The sequence below is a fragment of the Pseudanabaena sp. BC1403 genome (assembly GCF_002914585.1).
Lineage (GTDB): Bacteria > Cyanobacteriota > Cyanobacteriia > Pseudanabaenales > Pseudanabaenaceae > Pseudanabaena.
The window spans coordinates 101,333-124,507 of record NZ_PDDM01000007.1; the positions used below are offsets into that span (position 1 = coordinate 101,333).

Below are 23,175 nucleotides of genomic sequence, written 5' to 3' on the forward strand. Positions count from 1 at the left end.
AGTTTTTTGAAAGCCAGATGCAGTCTAGCTTTCAAAAAACCGATTTTGGAGTTTACATCGCCGAAGGCGATGTAAACTCCAAAATCGGTTTCATAGTGAGAATTGCTGGCTACTTAAGATTGCTATACCTACAAAGTAAATCAAAATGATATGATGAGCCAAAATTCTAACTGTTTAAGTAAGTAACGCTTAAGCAATATTCAATTTTGTTGAGAACGTTAGGGCAAATCTATGGCAGATAATTCAGGTAATTTTTGGGGAGGTTTTCTCTTCGGGGCTGCTGTGGGCGGCGTAGTTGGTGCATTGGTGGCGATTAAGCTCAGTGAGCCAGAGTCTAATTTGATGGATCAGCCATCTGATCGCGATCGCCTGATTGATCAGCCTCCAACCCCTAATGAATTTGCACGTCGTAATCTCGAAAAGAAAATCGCCCAACTTAACGCTGCGATCGACTCAGTTAGTCAAGAATTGGCTAATGCTGAAGGAAAAAATGGTAACAAGCAAATATCAGTGGAATCATTACGAGATATGATCGTTGATGATAAGTGATGATAAAATCCTGATTTCTGCTGTATTCAGTAGAATAGTGGTATCTATAATTGTTCTAATTGTTCTATAACCTCACAACCTACTATGGCAGCCATTCCAATTATTCTAGGTACAGTCAGCTCGTTTATCACGATCTATTTGGGTTTGCTATTTATTCGGGTCTTACTGACTTGGTTCCCAAACATTGATTGGTTCAGCCAGCCCTTTGCTGCCCTTTCTCAGATTACCGATCCTTATCTCAATATATTTCGTTCGATTATTCCCCCTCTAGGAGGCATGGATATATCTCCTATGCTTGCATTCCTTGCGCTTAGTTTTTTACAACGGGCTCTTGCTCCATTGGCTACAAGCACGAGTATGGGCTTTTAAGGTAAGCTTATTTCTAATTACAAATTACGAATTACGCTGCGTTCACGTTAGGAAATATACATGACGGGTTTGTTAGATTTGAGCGGGAAAACTGCTCTTGTGACTGGGATTGCCAACAATCGTTCGATCGCTTGGGGTATTGCCCAAAAATTACATCAGGCTGGAGCTAAGCTTGGTATAACTTATTTACCAGATGATCGCGATCGCAACAAAGGCAAGGTTGCTGAGTTAACCGATTCCTTGACACCAGATTTCTTGTTGCCTTGTAATGTTCAGGATGATGCACAAGTAGATTCACTGTTTGCCTCGGTTGCTGAAAAGTGGGGGAAAATTGATATTTTGGTGCATTGTCTAGCATTTGCCAACAAAGAAGATTTATCTGGAAACTTTACTGATATTTCCCGCGAAGGCTTTCAACTTGCCCTTGATGTGAGTGCTTACTCTCTTATCCATTTATGTCGTGCCGCAAGACCACTGCTAAAAGATGGTGGTAGCGTGATTACCCTAACTTATATTGGTGGGGCAAAAGTTGTCCCTAACTATAATGTGATGGGGATCGCCAAGGCAGCATTGGAAATGAATGTGCGTTACCTCGCTTCAGATATGGGGCCCGATAATATTCGCATTAATGCAATTTCCGCAGGCCCAATTCGCACCCTTGCTTCAGCGGCGATCGGAGACTTCCATAAAATGTTGCACCATTACGAAGAAACAGCGCCTTTACGTCGCTTAGTTACCCCTGATGATGTTGGTAATGTGGCAACTTTCTTGGGTAGCGATCTGTCAAGTGCCGTAACTGGGCAAATTATCTATGTAGATGCTGGTTACGAAGTGATGGGTGCTTAACAAACATCTTTAACTTTTGCGATCGCCAAAACTCTTGCTCACCAGATCAGTTTTAAAAAAATTCCCATGCAAACGGATATCTTCAAAGAGCTATTTCCATTATTCGATGCTGCTAGCGCCGAAACTTTGGAGTGGCTCCTCGCTGAAGCAGTAGAACGTGACTATCCCCCTGGACGAGCCGTGTTAATGGAGGATGCTTGGGGCAATGCTGTATATTTCATTCTTTCTGGCTGGTTAAAAGTTAGATTTTTGAGAAGTCAGGATGCAACAACCCTCGCCATACTTGGTAATGGTGACTTTTTTGGAGAAATGGCGATTCTGGACGAGTCACCAAGATCTACGGATGTTGTTGCTTTTACCCCAGTGCGTGTTCTGAGTGTTCCTGCTCAAAAATTTATCCAGTTTTTATTTAAAGATCCACAGTTGCATCACCGTATGTTGCAGTTGATGGTGCGACGTTTACGCAAAACTAATCAGCGCATCCAGTTAAGGCAACAAGTAGCGGCGGTGCGAATTGCCACTATTTTGACTAGTTTGGCACAGTCCTATGGCAGTAAGACTGATGCAGGGATTGATATTTTCAATATTCCTGTGCAGGATATTGCTGATCTTTCAGAGGTTAGTCCTGAGGACACTACCAAGGTGTTAGACAAGCTGAAAGAAAAGGGGTGGATTGTAATTGATCCTAAACGTCAGGTTATGAGTATTGCCAACGAAAAGCAAATGTTGCAATTAGCGACATTTCGTTAGTTCTCAAAATCAAAAGCATTAAAGGAGGCGCTTCGCGCCGCCTTTAATGCTTTTGATTTTAAATTGCCAGAACAATTTTTCCTGTCATTGATCCAGTTTCTAATAATTCATGGGCTTTAGCCGCATCTGCAAGCTGAAATACTTCGCTGACATGGATTTTGAGCTTACCTGAGTCAAATAGATCTGCACATTCACTAAGGATTTTGGCTTGTTGAGCTTGCAGATTGACTTGTCCGAGCAACATTGGCGTAAGCATCAGTTCAAAGCTAAATCTCAAGTTGCGGGTACGGGCGACTTTCCAACTTGTATCAGCGGGTGGCTCAAGAATGGAGACAATATCACCATAGATTTTAACGGCGGGAAAAGTCTGCTCAATCAGTTTACCTCCGACAGTATCAAAGCCGAGATCTACGCCTTCTCCATTTGTCCACGCGATCGCAGCGTCCACAAAATTAGTTTGCTTATAAGCGATCGCTAAATCTGCACCCAAATCCCGTACAAATCGTCCTTTAGCTTCGGAGCCAACTGTCGTGCAGACCTTTGCGTTCCTGAGCTTAGCTAACTGAATTGCTACATGACCGACACCGCCAGCTCCTGCATGAATTAAGACATTGTTACTGGTTGACGCTGATTGTAAAGTATTTTGTAAAGTGCCGCGATCGTATAGGGCTTCCCACGCAGTAATTAACACAAGGGGAGCAGCAGCAGCTTCTTCAAAACTGAGAGATTTAGGTTTATGGGTGGCGAATTTTTCGTCTATCGTGGTTAGCTCGGCATAGTTACCTTGATGAGAGCCTAGCCCCCCGTTACAAAAATAAACCTGATCGCCTACTTTAAACTTAGTGACCTCTGAGCCGATCGCTTCTACGATTCCTGCACCATCACAACCGAGAATCGATGGTAAGCGTTCGGGCTGAAATGTGCCTCGGCTACGCAGTTTTATGTCAATGGGATTAATGCCTGCTGCTTTGAGGCGTACCAAAATCTCAGTCGGAGCTTGAATAGTTGGTTCTTGAAGATCGGCAAGTTGCAGCACATTGGGATCGCCTGCTGCGGTCATCAAAATTGCTTTCATGGGTTTCTCACTAAAAGATGAGAGGTGGCGCGAAGTGCCACCTCTCATCTGGGTTTATTGTGGGGGAGGAGTTGGTTTGGCGCTAGGACTAGGTGGCTGGCGCATGGTGTTATTGTCACCAGAACGGGGAGCATTCTGTACAGAGTGTGTTTGCCAATCACCAAAATATCGATTTAATGCTGTAAAACCTAAAACTGCTGCGCCGCTCATGATCGCTAATAACACAATGATTGTCGTCCAAGTTTCCACACTCTCAGCGATGCCATAACGGGTGCGATAGGGATCGATTTTGCACTGATTATCGCGATCGCGAGCAGTAATAGGACGACGAAACCGTAAGCGATGATCGTCCAGCTTTTCTAATAAAATCCAGCCTGCTTGTGACTCTTCAGCACAGACTTTGTTCAATATCTTGCGCCCGCGAAAACCACCGCTACTAGTACGCAAGATTTTAAATTCCCAGCCCTTAGGCTGATCGCTAGATGTGTTGGACTCGTAGCGAGTAAGGTTTTCTTCTTCCACTTCTTCCCGCCGCCTATTACCTTGTTTTGCTCGAAATATTCTGTCGATAATCACGGACTGAATCCCAACATCGAGAATGATAGTACTGATGATGATTGCATTGACGGTCAGCATATGTGCGTGACTAATCCTAATGGCAGCATAGCAGCTTGATAATCAGCAAAAGTATACATGCTGATGTAGAATATTGCACTCAAGATTTTGTCTGAAATAACGCACCTAGCTTTTTGTTGTTTTTGAACTGAATTTTGGATGATCTCAAATTACGCAAATTAAATAACTTGTGCCATTCAAAAAACAAAACTATTGTGGCAGGCTTTGCCCTCCACAATAGTTTTGTTTTTTATTTAATTGGCGATCTTTAGCGATCGCGATATTATGATGATTAATAAAAATAAGCCATAAGCTTTGATACAAACCTATGAACTCTATTGTCCTAATGGCAGAAGTGCTGACCGATCCAGAACTACGCCGCACTCCTGATAATCAAAGCTCGATCGCTTCATTTCTTGTCCAGTTTGCAGGTGGCCGCGCTGAAGATGCACCTTATCGAATTAAGGTTGTAGGCTGGAATAGTTTGGCAGATGAGATGGTTGAGAAATATCATAAAGGCGATCAAGTTGTCGTTGAAGGTCGGTTGCGTCTAGATACGGTTGATCGCGGCACTTACAAAGAAAAGCGGACAGAACTGATTGCTCAGCGTGTCCACAGTTTTGGAGTTGGTGGCAATACGGCTAACAATACTTCTGCTCCACCTGCACGCACAGAAAGAATCGCTAATAACCCTACTCCTGCTGCTAACGTTGTCCCAATGTCAACATATGTGCCTGTAGCAGCACCCGCAGCAGATGCGCCTGATTATGATGATATTCCATTCTAAAGAACAAGAGAGAGCGCTTTGCGCTCTCTCTTGTTTTAATATTAAGCCGATGATGAGATTTGAACTCACGGCCTGCTGATTACGAATCAGCTGCACTACCCCTGTGCTACATCGGCAAGTTAGCTAAGCTGGTCAAATACAAATTTTTTGCGATTGCTATTATATCATCATCGCACACTTTATATAATTCGGTAGTGCTAAGATCAGCAATTCTCATTATGATACCGATTTTGGTGTTTCCAGCGCCTTCGGCGCTGGAAACACCAAAATCAGTTGTTTGAAAGACCGCCGCTGGCGGTCTTTCAAACAACTGATTTCTATAATGAGAACGGCTGTGCTAGGGCAGCAATTCTCATTGTGAAGCCAATTTTTAAATGAGAATTGCTGTTGCTAAGGATAAGCGCCACGAAGCAACGCTTATCCTTAGCAACAGATAATTTTATAAATATTCATAGTTAAGGGAATTGTTATGGGTAGTTTACGACTAAAGTTGCCCGATCGCAGAGCTTTGATTGCATCCCTAGTCTTTGGGATAGCGATCGCCATTAGCAATATTTTTGCTAATCCAGCACCAGTCCATAGCGCTGAACAAATTCGCTTTTGGTATGCCCCTTTTGGTGAATTTACAATCTATGTTAGTGATTTAGAAAAATTTGCGAAAGAAGGGAAACTAACCAAGCGCTTAGAGTTCTATCTAGAAAGATTATCGCCTCAACAACAAACTCAACTTCGCGAAGCCTTAACTACTCGCTTCAGCCTCAGTCATATTACAGCAGCTCAGTTTTCCTATTCTCCCGTTGGCGAGATTTTAGTGCGTCGCTTAGGTAGGATTTTGCAGATAACTCCAGAGCTAAATGGTTTCTCAGCATTGCGAGCATCGTTGATTCTCTCTGCACAAAGTAAGGAGGGGCTCAGCGTTCTCAATCTATTGCGGCAATATCCCGTCCCAGTTATCTATTTAGATTTGCCTCGTGGACTTCAGGCTTATGCAGAAGTTTCACAATTGCTCTATAAGAAGGAACAAGCGATCGCCGCCATCGAAAAGCAAGCGATCGCAGAATCTCAGAATAATCAGAATGAGAATAAAGCTCTAGTAAATTCTCAAAAAGAGCTACGAGTTGCAGGGGATGTAAAATGGACAAAAGAGCAATTTACCTATCTGCAACCAGATCGCAATGTCAAAATATCGGCAGATATATATATCCCTCAAGGATTGGCAACTCCTGCACCGCTAATTGTGATTTCCCATGGATTAGCTTCTAATCCTGACACTTTGCAATACTTATCTCAACACCTTGCTTCTCATGGATTTGCTGTGGCTGCCTTAGAGCATCCTAAAACAGGTAGTCGTGACTTTGCGGCGTTCCTATCTGGCTTGAGCAGAGCACCCCAGACTGAAGAAGCAGTGCAACGCCCCTATGATGTGAAATATTTACTAGATGCATTAGCGCAAAAGGTTAAAACTGATCCCCAATGGCGCGATCGCTTCAATCCAGAGCAAGTAGGCTTAATTGGGCATTCCCTAGGCGGTTATACAGTTTTCACCTTGGCAGGCGCTCAACTTAACTTCAATCAAATTAATAAAGAATGCAGCATTCCCGAACCCAATGTCTCTTCTTTTAATGTGTCTAAGGTTCTACAATGTCGCTTTAGTTCATTAGATGTAAATAATATTAATCTTAGCGATCGCCGAGTGAAAGCAGTGTTAGCCCTTAATCCACTCGGTGGTAGTACGCTACTGGGTAAAGAAGGAATTCAAAATATCAAGATTCCTGTAGCAATTTTTGCTAGTGGAGATGACTTATTTACGCCTGCGGTTCCTGAACAGTTTTTTCCATTTGTTTGGTTAACTAGTCCAAACAAATATTTAGTAACTTTCCCCAAAGGAACGCATTTTTCTTTTCTAGAAAGAAGCGATCGTGGTGTATTGGTAGTTCCAACAACAATATTAGGAGAAAAGCCTGAATTTACACATCCCTACACAAAGGCGTTAAGCTTAGCTTTTTTTCAAACTCATCTCAATAACCGCACTGAATTTGGAGCTTATCTCAATAATGCTTATGTACAGGCGATCTCATCTCCTCGATTCCCAGCTTCATTGACTACCAATTTCTCAGAAGCTCAACTGCTGCAATCACTAAGAGATTCTCCATAAGAAATAGCGCTTTTCAGCACTACTTCTCTTTTTATTTCTGTAGTCGTTTGAGTTCATCTTGTAAAGCTTGAACTTTGCTTTTGAGAGAATCTACATCACTTACAGTTTGATTAGAATCACCATCTTCCTCATCATCAATTGAGATCGTGCGTGGGGCATCTTTGCTACTAGGATTTGGAGCACTCTCACTGATTGGTTTTTGAGAATTACGTACTAGGTCATCGACAAACTTTTTCGCTTCTTCGGTTGTCATTTCGCCGCGTTCGACTAAGTCATCAGCTAGTTTACTAGCTTGATTTCTCAGTTCACCAATGGTTTCGCCTGCTTTTTCACCTGCGACAGTCGCCAAGCCTAGACCTAGATAAAATGCTTTTTGAACAATGCCACCAAATGGATTCATTGATATTACTCCATAAAATTTTATGATAGTCGTTGTGGGTAGTACTTTGCACTGCTCACAATGACTATCATATCTCGATATTATGAAATTTTCCAACTGGCTGTCACAACGAGCGGTGCAAAAAAAGGATGCGATCGCACTGATATTTAAATCAGGTATTAATAGCGAATCAGAACATTGGACATACTCACAATTAGAAGCTGATGTTAATCAATGGGTAGATTATTTAGAAGCATTGGGAATCAAAGCAGGCGATCGCATTGGATTGTTACTTACCAATCATCCGCGATATATCATGATTGTTCATGCTTTAGTCAAGTGTGAAGCCATAGCAGTTTTTCTCAATATTCGCCTCACTACTGAAGAATTGCGTTGGCAGATAGAAGATAGTCAAGCTAAATATTTGCTTTGTGATGAGCTTACTAAATCAACTGTAAACAATCTGGATAAACAAATCGATCATTTAATCATTTCTGAAATATCTAGTTTTTCTCTGCTAAATTTTCAATTAAATGGCTGTAAACCTTGCAGCGAAAGTCTAAATCTGGAAAATACACAGGGTATTTTCTATACATCGGGAACAACAGGTAAGCCCAAGGCAGTTCCATTAACTTATAACAATCATTTCCATAGCGCGATCGCATCGGCTTTAAATTTAGGTATAGAGCCAAATGATAACTGGCTGCTCTGTATGCCATTGTTCCATGTCGGTGGATTAGCGATCGCGTGGCGAAGTGTGATTAATGGTACGGCAATTACGCTTTTGCCGAAGTTTGATGAACAGGAAGTTTTAGATGCGATCGCCATTGAGAAAGTGACAATCATTTCCCTAGTACCAACGATGCTGAGACGTTTGTTGGCACATCCCCAATGGCAAAATCTTCAGAAATTACGTGCGATTTTATTGGGCGGCGCACCAGCGAGTTCAGAACTAATTGAGCAATGTCGGCAGTTAAATTTACTGATAAGCCCGACCTATGGCATGACTGAAACTGCCTCACAAATAACTACACTTTCACCCTATGAAGTGGCTACTAAGAGAGGTTCATCGGGGTTGCCACTTTTTGGCAATCGACTGCGAATTGTCGATGATAATCAGCAAGATCTTGATGTTGGTGCGATCGGGCAAATTCTCGTTCAAGGTGCAAGTGTGATGAATGGTTATCTCAATCAACCTGAAAATAATACTATTCAAGATGGTTGGTTACATACAGGTGATTTAGGTTATCTCGATCGCGAAGGTTATCTCTATGTCGTCAGTCGTCGTTCTGATTTGATTATTAGTGGTGGTGAAAATATTTATCCGACGGAAATTGAGGCAATTTTACTAGAACATCCTGCGATCGTAGAGGCTTGCATTGTAGGCATAAGCGATCGCGAATGGGGCGAAATAGTTACTGCCGCAATCGTGACTGATATTCAATTGTCACTAGAAGAAATTAGGGATTTTTGCGAGCAAAAATCCTTGGCGCGATACAAATTACCCAAGTCTATCTATATTTGGGAATCTCTCCCCAAAACTGCTTCTGGCAAATTGTTGCGTCAAGAAATCCGCGATCGCCTAGAGTCCGTATAAAACCTGAGAATTATAGCGATCGCGCTACAATATCCAATGAAAATAGCAAAAGTATTTTTCTCTTTAGCACCATGAATCAAGATTCTGAAAACTCTAATTCGCAATCGATGAATCTTCCGCCTGGGGAGTTGGGATTACCGATCCTTGGACAAACCTTGCAGTTTCTCTTCGATCGCAAATTTGCGGAGAAACAATATGCCAAGTACGGAGCAATCTCCAAAACTAGCTTGCTTGGTAGACCGACAGTATTTATGATTGGCTCTGAAGCTGCGGAATTTGTGCTGTCTAGTCATATGGAATACTTCTCGTGGAAAGAGGGCTGGCCAGATAATTTCAAGATGCTGCTAGGAGAATCGCTATTCTTGCAAGACGGTGAAGAACATCGCCGCAATCGCCGACTGATGATGCCCGCCTTTCATGGACAGGCTTTAACTGGCTATTTCTCGACGATGGAAGAAATCACACAGCGATATTTGGCTAAATGGACACAAAAGGGGGAGTTTAATTGGTTTGATGAATTCAAAAAACTGACCTTTGAGATTGCTAGTCAACTTTTGATTGGAGCAAATGCTGGTGATGATGTAGAGAGATTGAGTAAATTATTTACGACCTTAACCAATGGTCTATTTGCGATCGCGCCCTTTGACTTGCCTTTTACCACCTTGGGTAAAGCGCTTAAAGCACGCGATCTTCTATTACAACATCTCACTCAAGTTGTGCAGGAACGTCAACAAAATCCCACTAATGACGTGCTGAGTATGTTGGTTCAGGCGCAAGATGAGGATGGTGGTCGCTTTAGTCTGGAAGAATTGAAGGCACAAGCGATGCTGATGTTATTTGCTGGACATGAAACCACCACATCGATGTTAACTTGGTTTTGTTTAGAATTAGGTCGTCATCCCCAAGTTTTGGAACGTGCTCGACAAGAGCAAAAGTTACTAGCGGAAACAGGTAAGTTAAGTCTAGAACAAATCGGACAAATGCCTTATCTCGATCAAATTTTTCAAGAGATTGAGCGCCTACGTCCGCCTGTTGGTGGCGGATTTCGGGGAGTGGTTAAGCCTTTCGAGTTTAATGGCTACCATGTTCCTAAAGGTTGGCTAGCTCTCTATTCAATTATGATTACCCATAAACAAACAGATATCTATCCCAATCCTGATAAGTTTGATCCTGATCGCTTTAGTAGCGATCGCCAAGAACATAAACAGAAACCCTTTAGTCTGATTGGGTTTGGCGGAGGGGCAAGGATTTGTATTGGGATTGCATTTGCCAAACTAGAAATGAAAATTATTGCTGCGCATCTATTACGCAATTATCAATGGGAAATTTTACCTTCCCAAAATCTAGAGCCGTTCCCAATTCCCACTCTTCGACCAAAGGATGGGCTAAGAGTAAAGTTTCAACCCTTAACATAATTAAAAGAAAAGGTGGCGATTAGCGCCACCTTTTCTTTTGTAGCCTATATTCATAATAATTCACAAAAGTGTGGCAACACTTCTGTGAATTAAAAACCAAACCCTGTAAGGGTTTTAAAGACACAAAATGCGTAGCCATTTTGTGTCTTGGTATCAGTAGGCAATCTGGACAAAAAATATTGACCACCAAGAGCACGAGATTTGTAGGGGCGGGTTTTGCAGATATGTTCCTGTGCAAAAAACAGAATTGTCTACTAAACCCGCCCCTACAATGCTTTTCTTAGACTTCAGTATCTCCGTCTAATTCTTCGGCTTCTGACTCTTCGGCTTCTGTTGTTTCGACAATAATTTCAACAGCAGTTACCGCTACATCACCACTTTGGATTTCCACTTCTTCTAGTTCCTCTTCCAAAGCAGGAGGAACTAGAGTTGCACCAACGATCGCATCGGATGCATCCAATCTTTGTAGACGCACACCTCTTGCCGTACGAGACTGACAAGCGATCGCATCGGTAGATTGACGCATGACGATACCGCGACTGGTGACGATCATTAGTTCGTTCTGTTCATCAACTAAACAGAGTGAAGCCAGTTGATCTTGTCCAGACTTGAATTTGGTGACACGCAAACCTTTACCAGCTCGTTTTTGAATACGGAATTGATTGACAGGAACACGCTTACCATAGCCACCTCTAGTTACGACTAGTACCCAAGGCCCTTGGGCTTTTTCGTTTCCAGTTTCAGCCTCAGTTTCCAGATTTTCATCTTCACTGACTGTTTCAGTAGCAGTTACAGTGATATCAATTTCTTCCTCAGAATCTTCAGCTTCGATTTCTGCAAGACCCGCAGGAATAATATCCATACTCACGATCAAGTCATCGCCTGTAAGTCGCATCGATCGCACGCCGCGAGTATCACGTCCCATCGGACGTAATTGCTCATGATCAGTACGGAAGCGGATCGACATCCCTTGGCGCGAGCCAACGATAATTGTATTATCGGCTTTGGCACGTCTGACCCAGCGCAGTAAATCACCTTCTTCAAGAGCGATCGCAATTAAACCATTGGAGCGAATATTCGCGAAGGCAGGAAGCTTGGTTTTTTTGATATAGCCGCCAGCTGTAAGCATGACCAGATATTCATCTTCACAAAACTCGCTGATCGGTAAAACCGTAGTGATTTTTTCATCCGCAGCGATCGGTAATAGCTGCACGACAGCAGTACCACGGGCGGCACGACCAGATTCTGGAACCTCGTAAGCCTTTACTCCATAGACCTTACCGCGATCTGTAAAGAATAGAACTTTGTCATGACTACGACATGCAAAGAAATGCGCGATCGCATCATCATCCTTGACGTTGGCGCTAGCTTTACCGCGTGTGGCACGATGTTGAGCCGTGAAAGTATCCACAGGCATCCGTTTCACATAGCCTTGCTCCGTCACCATCACGATTGTTTCGCGATTGGCAATCAAGTCGGCAGTATCGATATCGCCTTCATTGGGCAAAATGCGTGAGCGGCGAGGTGTCGTAAATTCGAGTTTGATTGCTTCTAATTCTTCACGGGTAATCGTGAGAATGCGATCGCGATTGGCAAGAATATGTTGCAGATCGGCAATTTTAGCGACTAATTGATCATGCTCGTCATGAATCTTATCGGCATCTTGAGCTGTCAAGCGACGCAACTGCATCGCCAGAATTGCGTCAGCTTGAGCTTCTGAAAGTCCATAACTTTCTATCAATCCCAACTTCGCAGAACTACTGTCATCAGCTCCACGAATCAGGGCAATTACTGCATCCAGATGGTTGAGCGCAATTAATAGACCTTGCAATAAATGATCGCGTTCTTCGGCTTTACGCAGTTCATACTGTGTACGGCGCGTAATTACTTCATAACGGAAATCGAGGAATACTTGCAGAGCGTTGCGAAGCGTTAGAGTAATTGGTTCGCCATCTACCAATGCCAACATATTGCAACTGAAGTTCGATTGCAGAGGGGTAGATTTGTAGAGATTATTTAATACCACTTTTGGATAGGCATCGCGCTTCAGCTCGATTACTAAACGCATACCATCGCGATCGCTTTCATCGCGAATATCAGAAATGCCATCAATTTTCTTCTCATTGACCATTTCCGCGATACGTTCGATCAGCGCCGCCTTATTGGTTTGGTAAGGCATTTCCGTGATAATAATTGCCTCACGATCTTGTCGTCCAGAAGCCGAAATTGTCTCAAAGCTAGCCACTGCTCGCATAGTCACGGAGCCGCGCCCAGTCGTATAGGTTTCACGAGCACCATCAGTTCCTAAAATCAACGCGCCTGTGGGGAAGTCAGGGCCTGGAATATATTGCATCAATTCCAAATCCGTCAGCATTGGATCAGCAATCAGAGCGACTAAGCCATCGACCAACTCGCCCAAATTGTGCGGCGGAATATTTGTCGCCATCCCCACGGCAATGCCTGAAGAGCCATTCAGCAATAATTGAGGAATCCGAGCGGGTAATACCAAAGGCTCTTGCTGTGAGCCATCATAGTTATCACCAAAGTTAACCGTATCGCGATCGATATCCTGAATTAACCCGAATTGAGAGATGCGGGTCAGCCGACATTCGGTATATCGCATTGCGGCGGCGGGATCGTTATCGACCGAGCCAAAGTTACCATGTCCATCGACCATGCGATCGCGCATCGAAAAGTCCTGCGCCATCCGCACCAGTGCTTCATACACGGCGGTGTCACCGTGGGGGTGATATTTACCAATTACGTCACCGACCACACGGGCGCATTTCCGAAACGGGCGATCGGCGGTCATGCCCAGCTCGTGCATCGCGAAGAGAATGCGGCGATGTACAGGTTTGAGTCCATCACGGGCATCGGGCAAGGCGCGACCGACGATCACGCTCATGGCATATTCCAGATATGATCGCGACATTTCGCCACGCAGATCTGTTGGAATAATCCGATCTTCTAAGATATCAGTCATACGGCTACTCAAATTCTCCTTGCATTGCTTGGTAGTGCTTGCCCCGTGTGATATAGGCAATTCTTACTAAGTGTCTCTACTATTATAAGGCTTTGCGGGTTTACAAAGGGATTTAGCACGCAGTACTATGCCAATAAATCGAGACTCAATAGGTGTTTCGGAGAGGTATTTTAGTTCAAAGTACTGAAATGCTTGATGCACAATGGTTTTAGCCTCGGAGGTCTTTGATGTCTAAAACGCCTGTCATCAAAAGTATTGAACCGTTAATTATATTTGACCTCCCCGAATCGCCTATTGAGCCACTTAAATTATCCATGAACCTATTCGAGAACCATCGCCAACAAATCACCGCATCAGAAGCGCCCCTCGCCGATCGCTTACGTCCGCGCCACCTCGATGAATTCATCGGACAAGAACATATTCTTGGACAAGGAAGACTACTTCGCCGCGCCATTCAAGCCGATCGCCTATCATCACTCATCTTTTATGGCCCCCCTGGAACAGGCAAAACCACCCTAGCGCGGATTATCGCTAACACCACCAACGCCCACTTCATCGCCATCAATGCCGTCCTCGCAGGTGTAAAAGAAATTCGTGAAGCAATTGAAACCGCCCAAACCCAACGCGGCTATCACAATCAACGCACGATCCTGTTTGTCGATGAAGTCCATCGCTTCAACAAATCCCAACAGGACGCATTACTGCCTTGGGTAGAAAATGGCACGATCATTCTCATTGGTGCAACTACTGAAAATCCTTTCTTTGAAGTGAATAAGGCATTAGTCAGCCGATCGCGATTATTCCAATTAAAGCCATTAACCGAAGCGGATTTGCGGCGAGTATTAGAACAAGCAATTAGCGATCGCCAAAGAGGTTATGGCAATCTCAATATAAAAATTGCCGAAGAAGCGATCGCTCATTTAGCCAATGTCGCCAACGGTGACGCGAGGTCATTGCTGAATGCATTGGAACTAGCCGTAGAAACAACAGAACCAAATGAAGATGGCGCGATCTCCATTACTTTAGACGTAGCCGAAGAATCGATTCAACAAAGAGCAGTTCTCTACGACAAGGAAGGCGACGCTCACTTTGATACGATTAGCGCTTTCATCAAGAGCGTGCGTGGTTCCGACCCTGACGCTGCCCTCTATTGGCTAGCCAAAATGGTCTATGCAGGTGAAGATCCCCGTTTTATTTTGCGCCGATTACTGATTTTAGCGAGCGAAGATATCGGACTTGCCGACCCGCAAGCAGTAGTAGTCGTGAATGCTTGTGCTGAAGCCTTTGACCGCATTGGTTTACCCGAAGGTCGCTATCATTTAGCCCAAGCCACCCTCTATCTTGCCAATGCTCCCAAATCAAACAGTCTCATGGGCTTCTTCGATGCGATCGCTGCCGTAGAGCAGGAACGTCAATCCGATGTTCCCAATCCTCTCAAAGATAGCAATCGCGATAAAAAAGGATTCGGTCACGGTGCAGGCTATCTCTATCCCCACGCCTATCGCGATCATTGGATCGAGCAGCAATATTTACCCAGCAGTCTGCAAGGACAGGTCTTCTATCAACCATCAGATCAAGGTGCAGAAGCCGCAATTAAATTACAAGTGGAACGTCGGCGCGAAGCTCAATTGGCAGCAATGGTAAGTGGTGTAGTCATAGAATTACCTGAAATCCTTACCTTTAGTCCCACTGATAACAAAAGTGATCGCTGGTTACAACGCACCATCGGACAGGCGGGTGAGCGATTAGCAACAATACGAGATCTCCTATTCTCCAAATTATCGATACAACGTCATCATGTGGTTCTCAACTTAAATGCCGCCACAGGCTTATTAACATGGGAAGCATTGCGATCGGTTCCAGAAGGCGGAGTCTATGCACTGACTTATCAAGAATCTGAAGCGATCGCTTTGCAAGAACAAGCAGCAAGTTTACCCGAACTTTTGCGCCCAATTGTCATGCATGGTTCCTTGATAAAGATTCCTGATGCGATCGCTTCTATGCGTTTTGAAGCGATTGTTGGCTATAACGCTTTAATGCGGGAACCTGACAAATTAGCCTGTGTTCAGAAATTAGCAAATCTCTTGCAACCTCATGGCAAAATTGCTCTCTATGAATCAATACCCAAACACACACAGCGCATTTATCGATTGATCGATTTACCAGATGAATTTGGCGATCGCTGGATACTTGCAGAGGAAGAAATCTATAACAATCCTGATGACCCGATGACAAATTGGGATATTGATGATTTGCGATCGGCTTTTGAGAAAGTAGGTTTAACTGTTGAAATAGAAGTAGAACGCATTACTACGCCCATGCAAATTTCTACAGCTCTATTAAACCGTTGGTTTAGCAAGTCTCAGGCAAAGCCATCCTATGCCAGTCATCTAGCCAAGTTGCTCACCGATGATGAGATAGCGATCGCTCAACAATTACTGACCAATAAGCTATTGAATAAAACAGTAGATTGGACAAGTTCAGCAGCAATGATTATTAATTATTATGTTGCTTAACGAGATAGCCATGCGATCGCCTCTTTAATCCAAGCTTCGATATCTTGAGTTTTAGCAAGTATCGGTAAACTGGCGATCGCATTCAGGGCATTACTAATTTCAGTTGGCGTATAACCTAGAGCTAACAAAGTCATCTCGACCTCTTCTTGTACAGCCACACTAACCACGCTACCAACAGAGCTAGTTACACCAACTTGAGCCAAGCGCCAATCCGCTAGTTTTGTCTTTAGTTCTAGAGCCAACCTTTCCGCTGTTTTCGTGCCGACCCCTGGAGTTAAGCTCAGCACCCGCGTATTACCTGAAACGATCGCTTTAACTAAATCTTGAATACCCAGACTATTGAGCAGCGCTAAACCAACCTGAGTCCCAATTCCTGAAACGCTGATTAATTGGCGAAACAACTCACGTTCAGCTAGAGTGGCAAAACCAAACAAGGTCATTTGATCTTCACGAACGATCAGATGCGTAAATATTTGCGTCTCTTCCCCTACTAGAGGCAACTTATTTGCAGTGCTAGCCGTAACTTGAATATCGTAACCAACACCCTGTACATCGAGGGTGAGCCAATAGGAAGGTGTATTTTTTCGAGAACTGTCGGCAGCTTTGCAAGCAGCGATCGCACCACGCAGGAAACCAATCATAATCTACAGTGCTTTGCACTGAACTAAAAGCCAAGATTTTTGTTGAGAATGTTGCAAAGCAACATTCTCAACAAAAATCTTGGCGTTGGATCTCTTGTAATCCACTGCAATTGTCAGTATCATCGGCGTGGCAATGGCGGAAACTGGGGAAGTTGCACAGCCGCTAGAGAAGTCACCACTTTACGAGAGCTAGAATTCGAGATCGCTAGCTGAGTATCGTCTTCTCTCTCTGGATTAGCAACACTGCCATACAAAGCTTGCATAAACTTGGGAGTAGCGACAGTGGAAGCAATTGTCGAGTTAGTCACAGCTGAGCTTGAAGAAAGTGACGAATCTGATGCAGATGAGTCGTTGTTGCTGGTAACATTTTTGCGCATAGCGATCGCCTGCTCTGGTTGCTTCTCAATACGCCAGTTAACGATATGCGCATCCTTTGGTTCCTCAGCAATCTGCAAAGGTGGTAAGTTAGGGGAGAGCGGTGAACCTTGAGAAGCCTTATGAGGCCTCATAATCAAAGGTGAAATTGGCTGACTTCTTGCAGGAATCGACAACTGAAGAGGTTCAGGTTCTTCAATAATTACTTCCGAAATTACTTCTGACTGGTGTAAATCAGTCGTGAATGGCTTTAGCTCTTGAGAATCTTCTAGCTCAATTGGTTGAGGTGCAGGTACAATTTTGACTACATTTTGCAGAGGTGAGTCATTGTTCGCCTCAACAGGAGTAATCTTTTCATCGGCAAGCTTAGCGATCGACCAAGACTCTAACGCCGAAAGTGCCATGTCATTGGGGGCAGGTGTTGAGGTGTCGAGGCAACGTTCAAGGGCAGCTTTTAGTTGCGACGTGTGGTGCTGTTGGCGCTTGAGGCGATCGCGCAATTCATCACAATTTATATGCACATCTTGTAACTCTCGCTCAAGTTGGTCAATGCGTGACTGAAGAGTTTGAGTGAGGGTTTCCTGACGCTGGATGACTAACTGAGATAGTTGTAACTGCTCTTGCGCTTGACGCAACAAAACTTGCGCTTGCTGACTACGCTCGTTGCAAAACTGTAGCTCTTGCTCTAAGACTTGTCTGGGCAAGGCGTTGAACAGAGTTGTTGGCTCACCGTGTATGTTTGAAGATACACTCTGAAGCGGGGTTTGCGGCTCTGGCATCAATGGACTAATGCTCTCTTGTGCTGATGAATCGCCAAATCCAGCCTGACTCATGACTTACCCTTCACACCAAGAATTTTACCTAGTGTCAAATCTTAGCTCAAAAATTTGTTTTTTGTAGCATTAATTTTCATAAATTGAAAAATATTTATGATAATTATGACAATGATGACTATAAACGACCAAAAAAAAGACAAATTCTGCCATCTCTAAAACTGAAAAGAGAGTTGAGGTGCTTCGCACTTCAACTCTCTTTTCAGTTTTTCCAGCATCGCTTTGAACAACAAAAAAGAGTTGACATAGAGACTTAGAATTAGTTAAAGCAAAGTACTGCCGATTTCGCTAACCATTAATCCCAACATGAGGGGAATCTGTGAAGATTAGTAAAGCAATCATTGCCTATAAGTCGGGTAGTCAAATTGGCAAAATATGGGCTGAGCGATGTAGTAATGAGTTAGAAGCACTCGGAGTCAAGGTCTTAATTGGTCCAACAGGAGCAACAGATAACCCTTATCCCGTATTTCTCGAATCGATGCATCAACAAATTGATCTTGCTGTTGTATTAGGCGGGGATGGAGCAACCTTGGGCGCGGCTAGATATCTGGCAAAACTTGAGGTTCCGATTTTGGCAATTAATGTCGGTGGACATTTAGGATTTCTCACTCACTCAATTGAGGAATGTGAAAATACTGTCGAAATCTGGGAACGCCTCTTGTCCGATCGCTTTGCGATCGAGCGACGCATGATGCTAGAGGCAAAAGTAGTTACGGTTGATGAAGGCTTAGGGACGAGGCTCGGTCAACCCTGTGGCCCATTTTTATGTCTCAATGAGATGTGCGTCAAACCAGCTTCGCCCGATCGCATGGTCACTGCGGCTCTAGAACTAGAAATTGATGGCGAGGTGGTCGATCAATATCACGGTGATGGGCTAATTGTGGCGACACCGACAGGCTCGACTTCATACACTGTGGCGGCAAATGGGCCAATTGTGCATTCGGGAATGCACGCGATCGCGATTACGCCGATTTGTCCGTTGAGTTTATCGAGTCGAGCGATCGTGATTCCACCCAAATTAACGGTCAGTATTTGGCCGCTTTCGACTGATGACTTTAGTCTAAAGCTATGGACAGATGGAGTCATGGCTACGTCAATTTTCCCTGGGCAGAGAGTTGACATCCAGATGTCAGAGTGTCAAGCACAATTTATTGTCTTGCGAGAAGAATATTCTTATTATCAAGCGTTACGCCAAAAGCTTCTATGGACAGGCGCAAGAGTTCGCTATCCCAATCAATATAGAAACTAAAAGAGGGCGCTTTGCGCCCTCTTTTAGTTTCTATATTGATTGGGTTTCTTCGCTCCCCCTTGTTTAATGGTTTGGATTGGAGCGCAAGGTGCTGTAATTAGTCACGAAATGCGATTCGACCAGTTTTCGGTAGGCTAAAAGCAAGGAAAGAGAAGAAATACAACATATAAACAATTCCCCCTACTGCACCAACAAAGGCTAAGTTCTCGAAAGGGATACCATTATGAAATATGGCGCTAAAGCTTAGCGGTGGCTCAAACCAAATTTTGCAAATGTCACTCAGTTGCTCAGCATTCATAAAGGCACAATTAGCGAATATTAACCGAAATATCACGCTTAGTGAGCAATAAACCGTCGTAGCCCAACGCCATCCTAAATAAATTGGCTTAAGGCTCTTGCGCGAAGCTTCAATATCTTCATTTAAATCTTGCCAAAACCAGAGCGCAAGCACGATTAAAACCGCAGCTACAATGCCCGATATATAAGATATACCTAAACTACCGATCGCTAAATAAATAGTAATCAATACCAGACTAGCAACGCGCCAATACAAAAGTAGCGATCGCTTGATTGCTTCATTGCCACTCCGCAAAGCCCAGATTAATAGGCCGAAGGGTATTAAAACAATAAACAGCAGAGCTAATCGATAGTCTAGCCATACAAGTTGACGAATAAGGGTTGCATCCATAAAAGCAAAAATTTCTGACCAGATCTTCCAGTTTATGTTACTATACTAACTTGCAATAAATAAGCTTAAATAAATAGCTATATTTGTTCCAAAAATTCTATAAAACATCGCAACAAAAATAGCGAGATTCAAACTTGTTAGTCTAAAATCTCGCTACAAATGGGCTTAACGAAACATCTATGTTGCTGTTTTTAGCTTCTCAAAGAAGTATTTTTTTCACATCGGCTAAATAGCTTAAACAAAAAGAAAAGGAACGCTGAGCGTTCCTTTTCTTTTTGTTTGCCAACATCAAAAGCAGCAATTCCCACAACGCGGGGAATTGCTGCTTTTAGCTATTTATGTAACCATTCGCCTCCATGAAATCGCCAACGCGGAAAGATGATCCTCATGAGTGTTTGTGAGGCAGTAAAAACTGTTAGCCAAATACAGATATAGTGTAGTGAAAATTTATCAAAGGGAATGGCACTCAGCCATCCAATCTTCAAAATATTGCTGATCAAAAAGTTGAAGGGAACATAAAAGAAAAAGGCTTCCCAAATACCTGCTGCTAACTGCAAAGTCGCCGGCCAATCATGATCCCAACGGAGAGTTTGCAATTGGTTGTAAACAATATCCCATAGGCAGCCTAAAACTGCGATCGCTAATAGCACTTGAAAATAGACGAATTCACCATTGAGGCTAAAGGGAATAGTTACGAGTACCCCCAATGTCCCTAAAAGTAAGATCCGAGTTTGCCATCTTCCGATTAATGTAGGAGTCATAATCTTATCTTGTGCTATATATTTGAAATCAAGCAGCTTTAACAGCAATTATGTCAGAACTAACATTGGCTTGGGTAGAAGCAGGAATTACCAAAAGTTATCATATCGGTCTGACAATGGCACGAATTGGGCGCGATCCTGCAAGGTGTGATTTAGTTTTGACTCATCCCACAATATCGGGGTTGCATGTGGTGATTTATTTCGATTCACAGAAACAGAGCTTTTGGATTAGAAATATGCGTGAGTCTAATCCGCCAATGATTGATGGTCAAAGTTTATCGAAGGGAGAACGCGAATTGAAGGTGAATATGGCGATCGCGTTAGGTCAACAAATATTACAAATCACCAAAATTGATATTGATGTACCCATTTCTCCCCAGAGAAATCCTGATCATGTTTATGGATTGCAATGCCCCAATTTAAAATGTGCAAAAGTTTCGCCTTACGAACGAATTACATTAGTATGTCCTTGGTGTGGCACTTCACTAGCTGGAGCTGCTAGCAGTATTTTACCGTCTAAAAGATGAGATGTGGCGATTCGCACTACATCTCATCTTTAGAATAGCTTGATAATTTAGAAGACTATGCAAATCTCCGTTCAGTTAAGTTGGCTAGAAATAGCTACCAATCAGCCGCAATCTTTGCGGCTGAGTTTACCGATCGCTATAGGTAAAGAAGCAACTTCCTTGCCAGAGAGACTAGATGGAAATCAAGTAGAGCAAGTAATACTCAGCGATCGCTCGGTGTCGCGATACCATGCATTGCTGATTTTTGAGCAAGGAAATGTCGTAGTTATCGATCAAAATAGTACTAATGGAATGTTAGTCAATGGGGTTTTGATTGATCGGAGTAGAGAACTTCGCAAGGTTCTAGCAAGTGGCGATCGGCTCACGATTGGACGATATGAAATTGCGATCGCCTTTGATTTGCCATCTACAAAGCAAACAATTATTACAGGAACATCAAATAGCTCTGTCAAGCCGATCACAGCGCCTACGATTTTATTTAACCCCAACACAGGCTTACCTCAAGCAAATATTACTCAGCCGAGTTTAGCTAGTTCTTCTAGTTTCCCACCAGACTTCTTTCAATTGCCGATAGTGGAAGCGCAATCTCTGCATCGCACAGGACTGCCTGTATATGAGACAACTTACGGGGCGATCGGGGGAGGATTGGGAAGTTATATTTGGACAGACTATTTGCGGATTTTTGGTGTGGCTGCTGACCAAATCGTAGCACTGGGGCTAGAACCTGAACCCTATGCGCGTTATAAGCGCCTCTGTCTCAATTCGCAGATACCCTTACACGAAAGGTTGCGTTCTAATTCCGATTCCTGCCCAGATAATATTTGGGGATTTCCTAGCTATGCATGGCGCGAGGCTTGGCATGACTTAACTCATGGGAAGATCGCTCAGGCTTATAAATATCTCTGGAAAGTCTTTGCAGAACCTGATCTAGCAGAAACCTACACGCCGCGATCAGGAAATGTATTTGATTCGATCGATCGCGAAGCAAGGCGAATCGGTTGGGAAAAAATTTATCGTTATGGGCGAGTGCGTTCAATCCGCAAAACTAACGATGGACGCTATGCGATCGCCTATTCTCTTGGTCAAGGAAATCATGCATTTCTGATAGCCAAGTATCTGCATTTAGCAATGGGATATGCGGCGATTCAATTCTTGCCTGACTTACAAGCCTATCGTAGTCAAACGGAAGACTTTCTCGCAGTCGTGAATGGTTATGAAGAACATGAGCATATTTATCAACATTTGGAAAATCATGGTGGCACAGTCTTAATTCGTGGACGTGGCATTGTTGCTTCACGGATTGTGCAGCGTATTTCTGAAATCAGACAGCGATCGCCTCGGCAAAAAATTAATCTCTTGCACCTAATGCGATCGCCAAAAGCCCAAGGCAATAGTTATGGTCGCGCTCAGCGTCCAATCAAGAATCATTATGAATTTCAACCTTTTAACTGGCCAAAGGCTTGTTGGGGTGGATATTTACGTGGACTGCTGGAAAAATCTGATCCGCTGACTCGTCAATCTCTGCTCAAGGATTGGGGTGGTACAACTACTGCTGATCGCTCTGACTGGAAACAAATTGTGCAATCTGGGTTGAATGAGGGTTGGTATCAGATTACGTTTGGTGATGTCGAAAAGGTCAAACAACTCCCAGATCGACGAACTGCTACATATATTCGTCCCCGCCAAATGGAAGGAATCTTGCAGTTAACAGCAGATTTTATTATTGATGCTACTGGATTAGATGCCAAAGTGGAGACCAATCCCCTTTATGCGGATCTACTCGATTGTTACAGCATTCCCGTCAATGCTCTGGGCAGACTAAATGTGACTAATGATTTTGAGATTGCAGAACTGCGTAATGACGGGGGTGGTAGAGTTTATGCATCAGGCGCAGCGACTTTGGGTAGCTCCTATGCCGCAGTTGATAGCTTTTTAGGTTTGCAGTTTGCGGCTTTGCGATCGGTTGATAGTTTGGTTGCATCTCGCGCGCCCCAGTTGCGTTATCTTAACGGTTGGAATTCTCTTGCTCAATGGTTGAAATGGATAAAAAATCAAGCGCCTTAAA

General features: G+C 43.6%; 20 protein-coding genes and 1 tRNA gene. 12 read left to right on the top strand and 9 right to left on the bottom strand.

Features of this window, described 5'->3' with window-relative positions:
• Nucleotides 1-231: 231 nt before the first annotated feature.
• The 4 genes from CQ839_RS08605 (at nt 232) to CQ839_RS08620 (ending at nt 2,514) form a co-directional block, all read left to right on the top strand.
• Complete coding sequence (locus tag CQ839_RS08605; RefSeq protein ID WP_181016147.1) at nt 232-549, top strand: hypothetical protein; 318 nt, start codon at nt 232-234, stop codon at nt 547-549.
• Between the two features lie 84 nt (nt 550-633).
• On the top strand, nt 634-918 hold the full coding sequence (locus CQ839_RS08610; RefSeq protein WP_219817749.1) for a YggT family protein: 285 nt from the start codon (nt 634-636) through the stop codon (nt 916-918).
• Nucleotides 919-987: 69 nt separating this feature from the next.
• Complete coding sequence (gene fabI / locus CQ839_RS08615) at nt 988-1,764, top strand: enoyl-ACP reductase FabI (protein WP_103667947.1); 777 nt, start codon at nt 988-990, stop codon at nt 1,762-1,764.
• Nucleotides 1,765-1,830: 66 nt separating this feature from the next.
• On the top strand, nt 1,831-2,514 hold the full coding sequence (locus CQ839_RS08620) for a Crp/Fnr family transcriptional regulator (RefSeq protein WP_103667870.1): 684 nt from the start codon (nt 1,831-1,833) through the stop codon (nt 2,512-2,514).
• A gap of 58 nt (nt 2,515-2,572) precedes the next feature.
• Here CQ839_RS08620 and CQ839_RS08625 read toward each other — a convergent pair whose 3' ends face one another.
• Together CQ839_RS08625 and CQ839_RS08630 are read right to left on the bottom strand one after the other, a co-directional pair.
• Nucleotides 2,573-3,589 (bottom strand): zinc-dependent alcohol dehydrogenase family protein, encoded by a 1,017-nt coding sequence (locus tag CQ839_RS08625; protein ID WP_103667871.1) that lies wholly within the window; start codon nt 3,587-3,589, stop codon nt 2,573-2,575.
• Between the two features lie 54 nt (nt 3,590-3,643).
• A complete protein-coding gene (locus tag CQ839_RS08630; RefSeq protein ID WP_103667872.1) occupies nt 3,644-4,225 on the bottom strand; it encodes a hypothetical protein in 582 nt (193 codons plus the stop codon).
• A 307-nt stretch (nt 4,226-4,532) separates the two neighbouring features.
• On the opposite strand from CQ839_RS08630, the gene CQ839_RS08635 reads away from it, so the two are divergent.
• The gene (locus tag CQ839_RS08635) at nt 4,533-4,991 is read left to right on the top strand and encodes a single-stranded DNA-binding protein (RefSeq protein WP_103667873.1); all 459 of its coding nucleotides are present in this window, start codon (nt 4,533-4,535) and stop codon (nt 4,989-4,991) included.
• A 44-nt stretch (nt 4,992-5,035) separates the two neighbouring features.
• Here CQ839_RS08635 and CQ839_RS08640 read toward each other — a convergent pair.
• A tRNA-Thr gene (locus CQ839_RS08640) sits at nt 5,036-5,107 on the bottom strand.
• Nucleotides 5,108-5,460: 353 nt separating this feature from the next.
• On the opposite strand from CQ839_RS08640, the gene CQ839_RS08650 reads away from it, so the two are divergent.
• Complete coding sequence (locus tag CQ839_RS08650) at nt 5,461-7,146, top strand: alpha/beta hydrolase (protein ID WP_103667875.1); 1,686 nt, start codon at nt 5,461-5,463, stop codon at nt 7,144-7,146.
• Between the two features lie 31 nt (nt 7,147-7,177).
• On the opposite strand, the gene CQ839_RS08655 is transcribed toward CQ839_RS08650, so the two are convergent.
• Nucleotides 7,178-7,546: a phasin family protein gene (locus CQ839_RS08655; protein ID WP_103667876.1), complete on the bottom strand. Its 369-nt coding sequence runs from the start codon at nt 7,544-7,546 to the stop codon at nt 7,178-7,180.
• Nucleotides 7,547-7,628: 82 nt separating this feature from the next.
• Between CQ839_RS08655 and menE the strand changes: the two genes are divergently transcribed.
• On the top strand, nt 7,629-9,122 hold the full coding sequence (menE, locus tag CQ839_RS08660) for an o-succinylbenzoate--CoA ligase (RefSeq protein WP_103667877.1): 1,494 nt from the start codon (nt 7,629-7,631) through the stop codon (nt 9,120-9,122).
• A 71-nt stretch (nt 9,123-9,193) separates the two neighbouring features.
• Nucleotides 9,194-10,537 (top strand): cytochrome P450, encoded by a 1,344-nt coding sequence (locus tag CQ839_RS08665; protein ID WP_258040670.1) that lies wholly within the window; start codon nt 9,194-9,196, stop codon nt 10,535-10,537.
• A gap of 280 nt (nt 10,538-10,817) precedes the next feature.
• On the opposite strand, the gene gyrA is transcribed toward CQ839_RS08665, so the two are convergent.
• Nucleotides 10,818-13,520 (bottom strand): DNA gyrase subunit A, encoded by a 2,703-nt coding sequence (gene gyrA, locus CQ839_RS08670; protein WP_219817750.1) that lies wholly within the window; start codon nt 13,518-13,520, stop codon nt 10,818-10,820.
• Between the two features lie 314 nt (nt 13,521-13,834).
• Between gyrA and CQ839_RS08675 the strand changes: the two genes are divergently transcribed.
• The gene (locus CQ839_RS08675) at nt 13,835-16,036 is read left to right on the top strand and encodes an AAA family ATPase (RefSeq protein WP_103667949.1); all 2,202 of its coding nucleotides are present in this window, start codon (nt 13,835-13,837) and stop codon (nt 16,034-16,036) included.
• Here CQ839_RS08675 and ruvA read toward each other — a convergent pair.
• Nucleotides 16,033-16,677 carry a Holliday junction branch migration protein RuvA gene (gene ruvA, locus CQ839_RS08680; protein ID WP_103667878.1) on the bottom strand — a complete coding sequence of 215 codons (645 nt, stop codon included), beginning with the start codon at nt 16,675-16,677 and terminating at the stop codon, nt 16,033-16,035. The genes CQ839_RS08675 and ruvA overlap by 4 nt on opposite strands.
• A gap of 119 nt (nt 16,678-16,796) precedes the next feature.
• A complete protein-coding gene (locus CQ839_RS08685) occupies nt 16,797-17,885 on the bottom strand; it encodes a hypothetical protein (protein ID WP_103667879.1) in 1,089 nt (362 codons plus the stop codon).
• A 319-nt stretch (nt 17,886-18,204) separates the two neighbouring features.
• On the opposite strand from CQ839_RS08685, the gene CQ839_RS08690 reads away from it, so the two are divergent.
• On the top strand, nt 18,205-19,134 hold the full coding sequence (locus CQ839_RS08690) for an NAD(+) kinase (RefSeq protein ID WP_103667880.1): 930 nt from the start codon (nt 18,205-18,207) through the stop codon (nt 19,132-19,134).
• Between the two features lie 97 nt (nt 19,135-19,231).
• Here CQ839_RS08690 and CQ839_RS08695 read toward each other — a convergent pair whose 3' ends face one another.
• Both CQ839_RS08695 and CQ839_RS08700 read right to left on the bottom strand, forming a co-directional pair.
• Nucleotides 19,232-19,822 carry a DUF3177 family protein gene (locus CQ839_RS08695; protein ID WP_103667881.1) on the bottom strand — a complete coding sequence of 197 codons (591 nt, stop codon included), beginning with the start codon at nt 19,820-19,822 and terminating at the stop codon, nt 19,232-19,234.
• Between the two features lie 332 nt (nt 19,823-20,154).
• Nucleotides 20,155-20,583 carry a hypothetical protein gene (locus tag CQ839_RS08700; protein ID WP_103667882.1) on the bottom strand — a complete coding sequence of 143 codons (429 nt, stop codon included), beginning with the start codon at nt 20,581-20,583 and terminating at the stop codon, nt 20,155-20,157.
• A gap of 50 nt (nt 20,584-20,633) precedes the next feature.
• Between CQ839_RS08700 and CQ839_RS08705 the strand changes: the two genes are divergently transcribed.
• Together CQ839_RS08705 and CQ839_RS08710 are read left to right on the top strand one after the other, a co-directional pair.
• Nucleotides 20,634-21,110: an FHA domain-containing protein gene (locus CQ839_RS08705; protein ID WP_103667883.1), complete on the top strand. Its 477-nt coding sequence runs from the start codon at nt 20,634-20,636 to the stop codon at nt 21,108-21,110.
• 57 nt (nt 21,111-21,167) lie between these two features.
• Nucleotides 21,168-23,174, top strand: coding sequence for an FHA domain-containing protein (locus tag CQ839_RS08710; protein ID WP_103667884.1), 2,007 nt, complete (start codon nt 21,168-21,170; stop codon nt 23,172-23,174).
• Nucleotide 23,175: the final 1 nt, after the last annotated feature.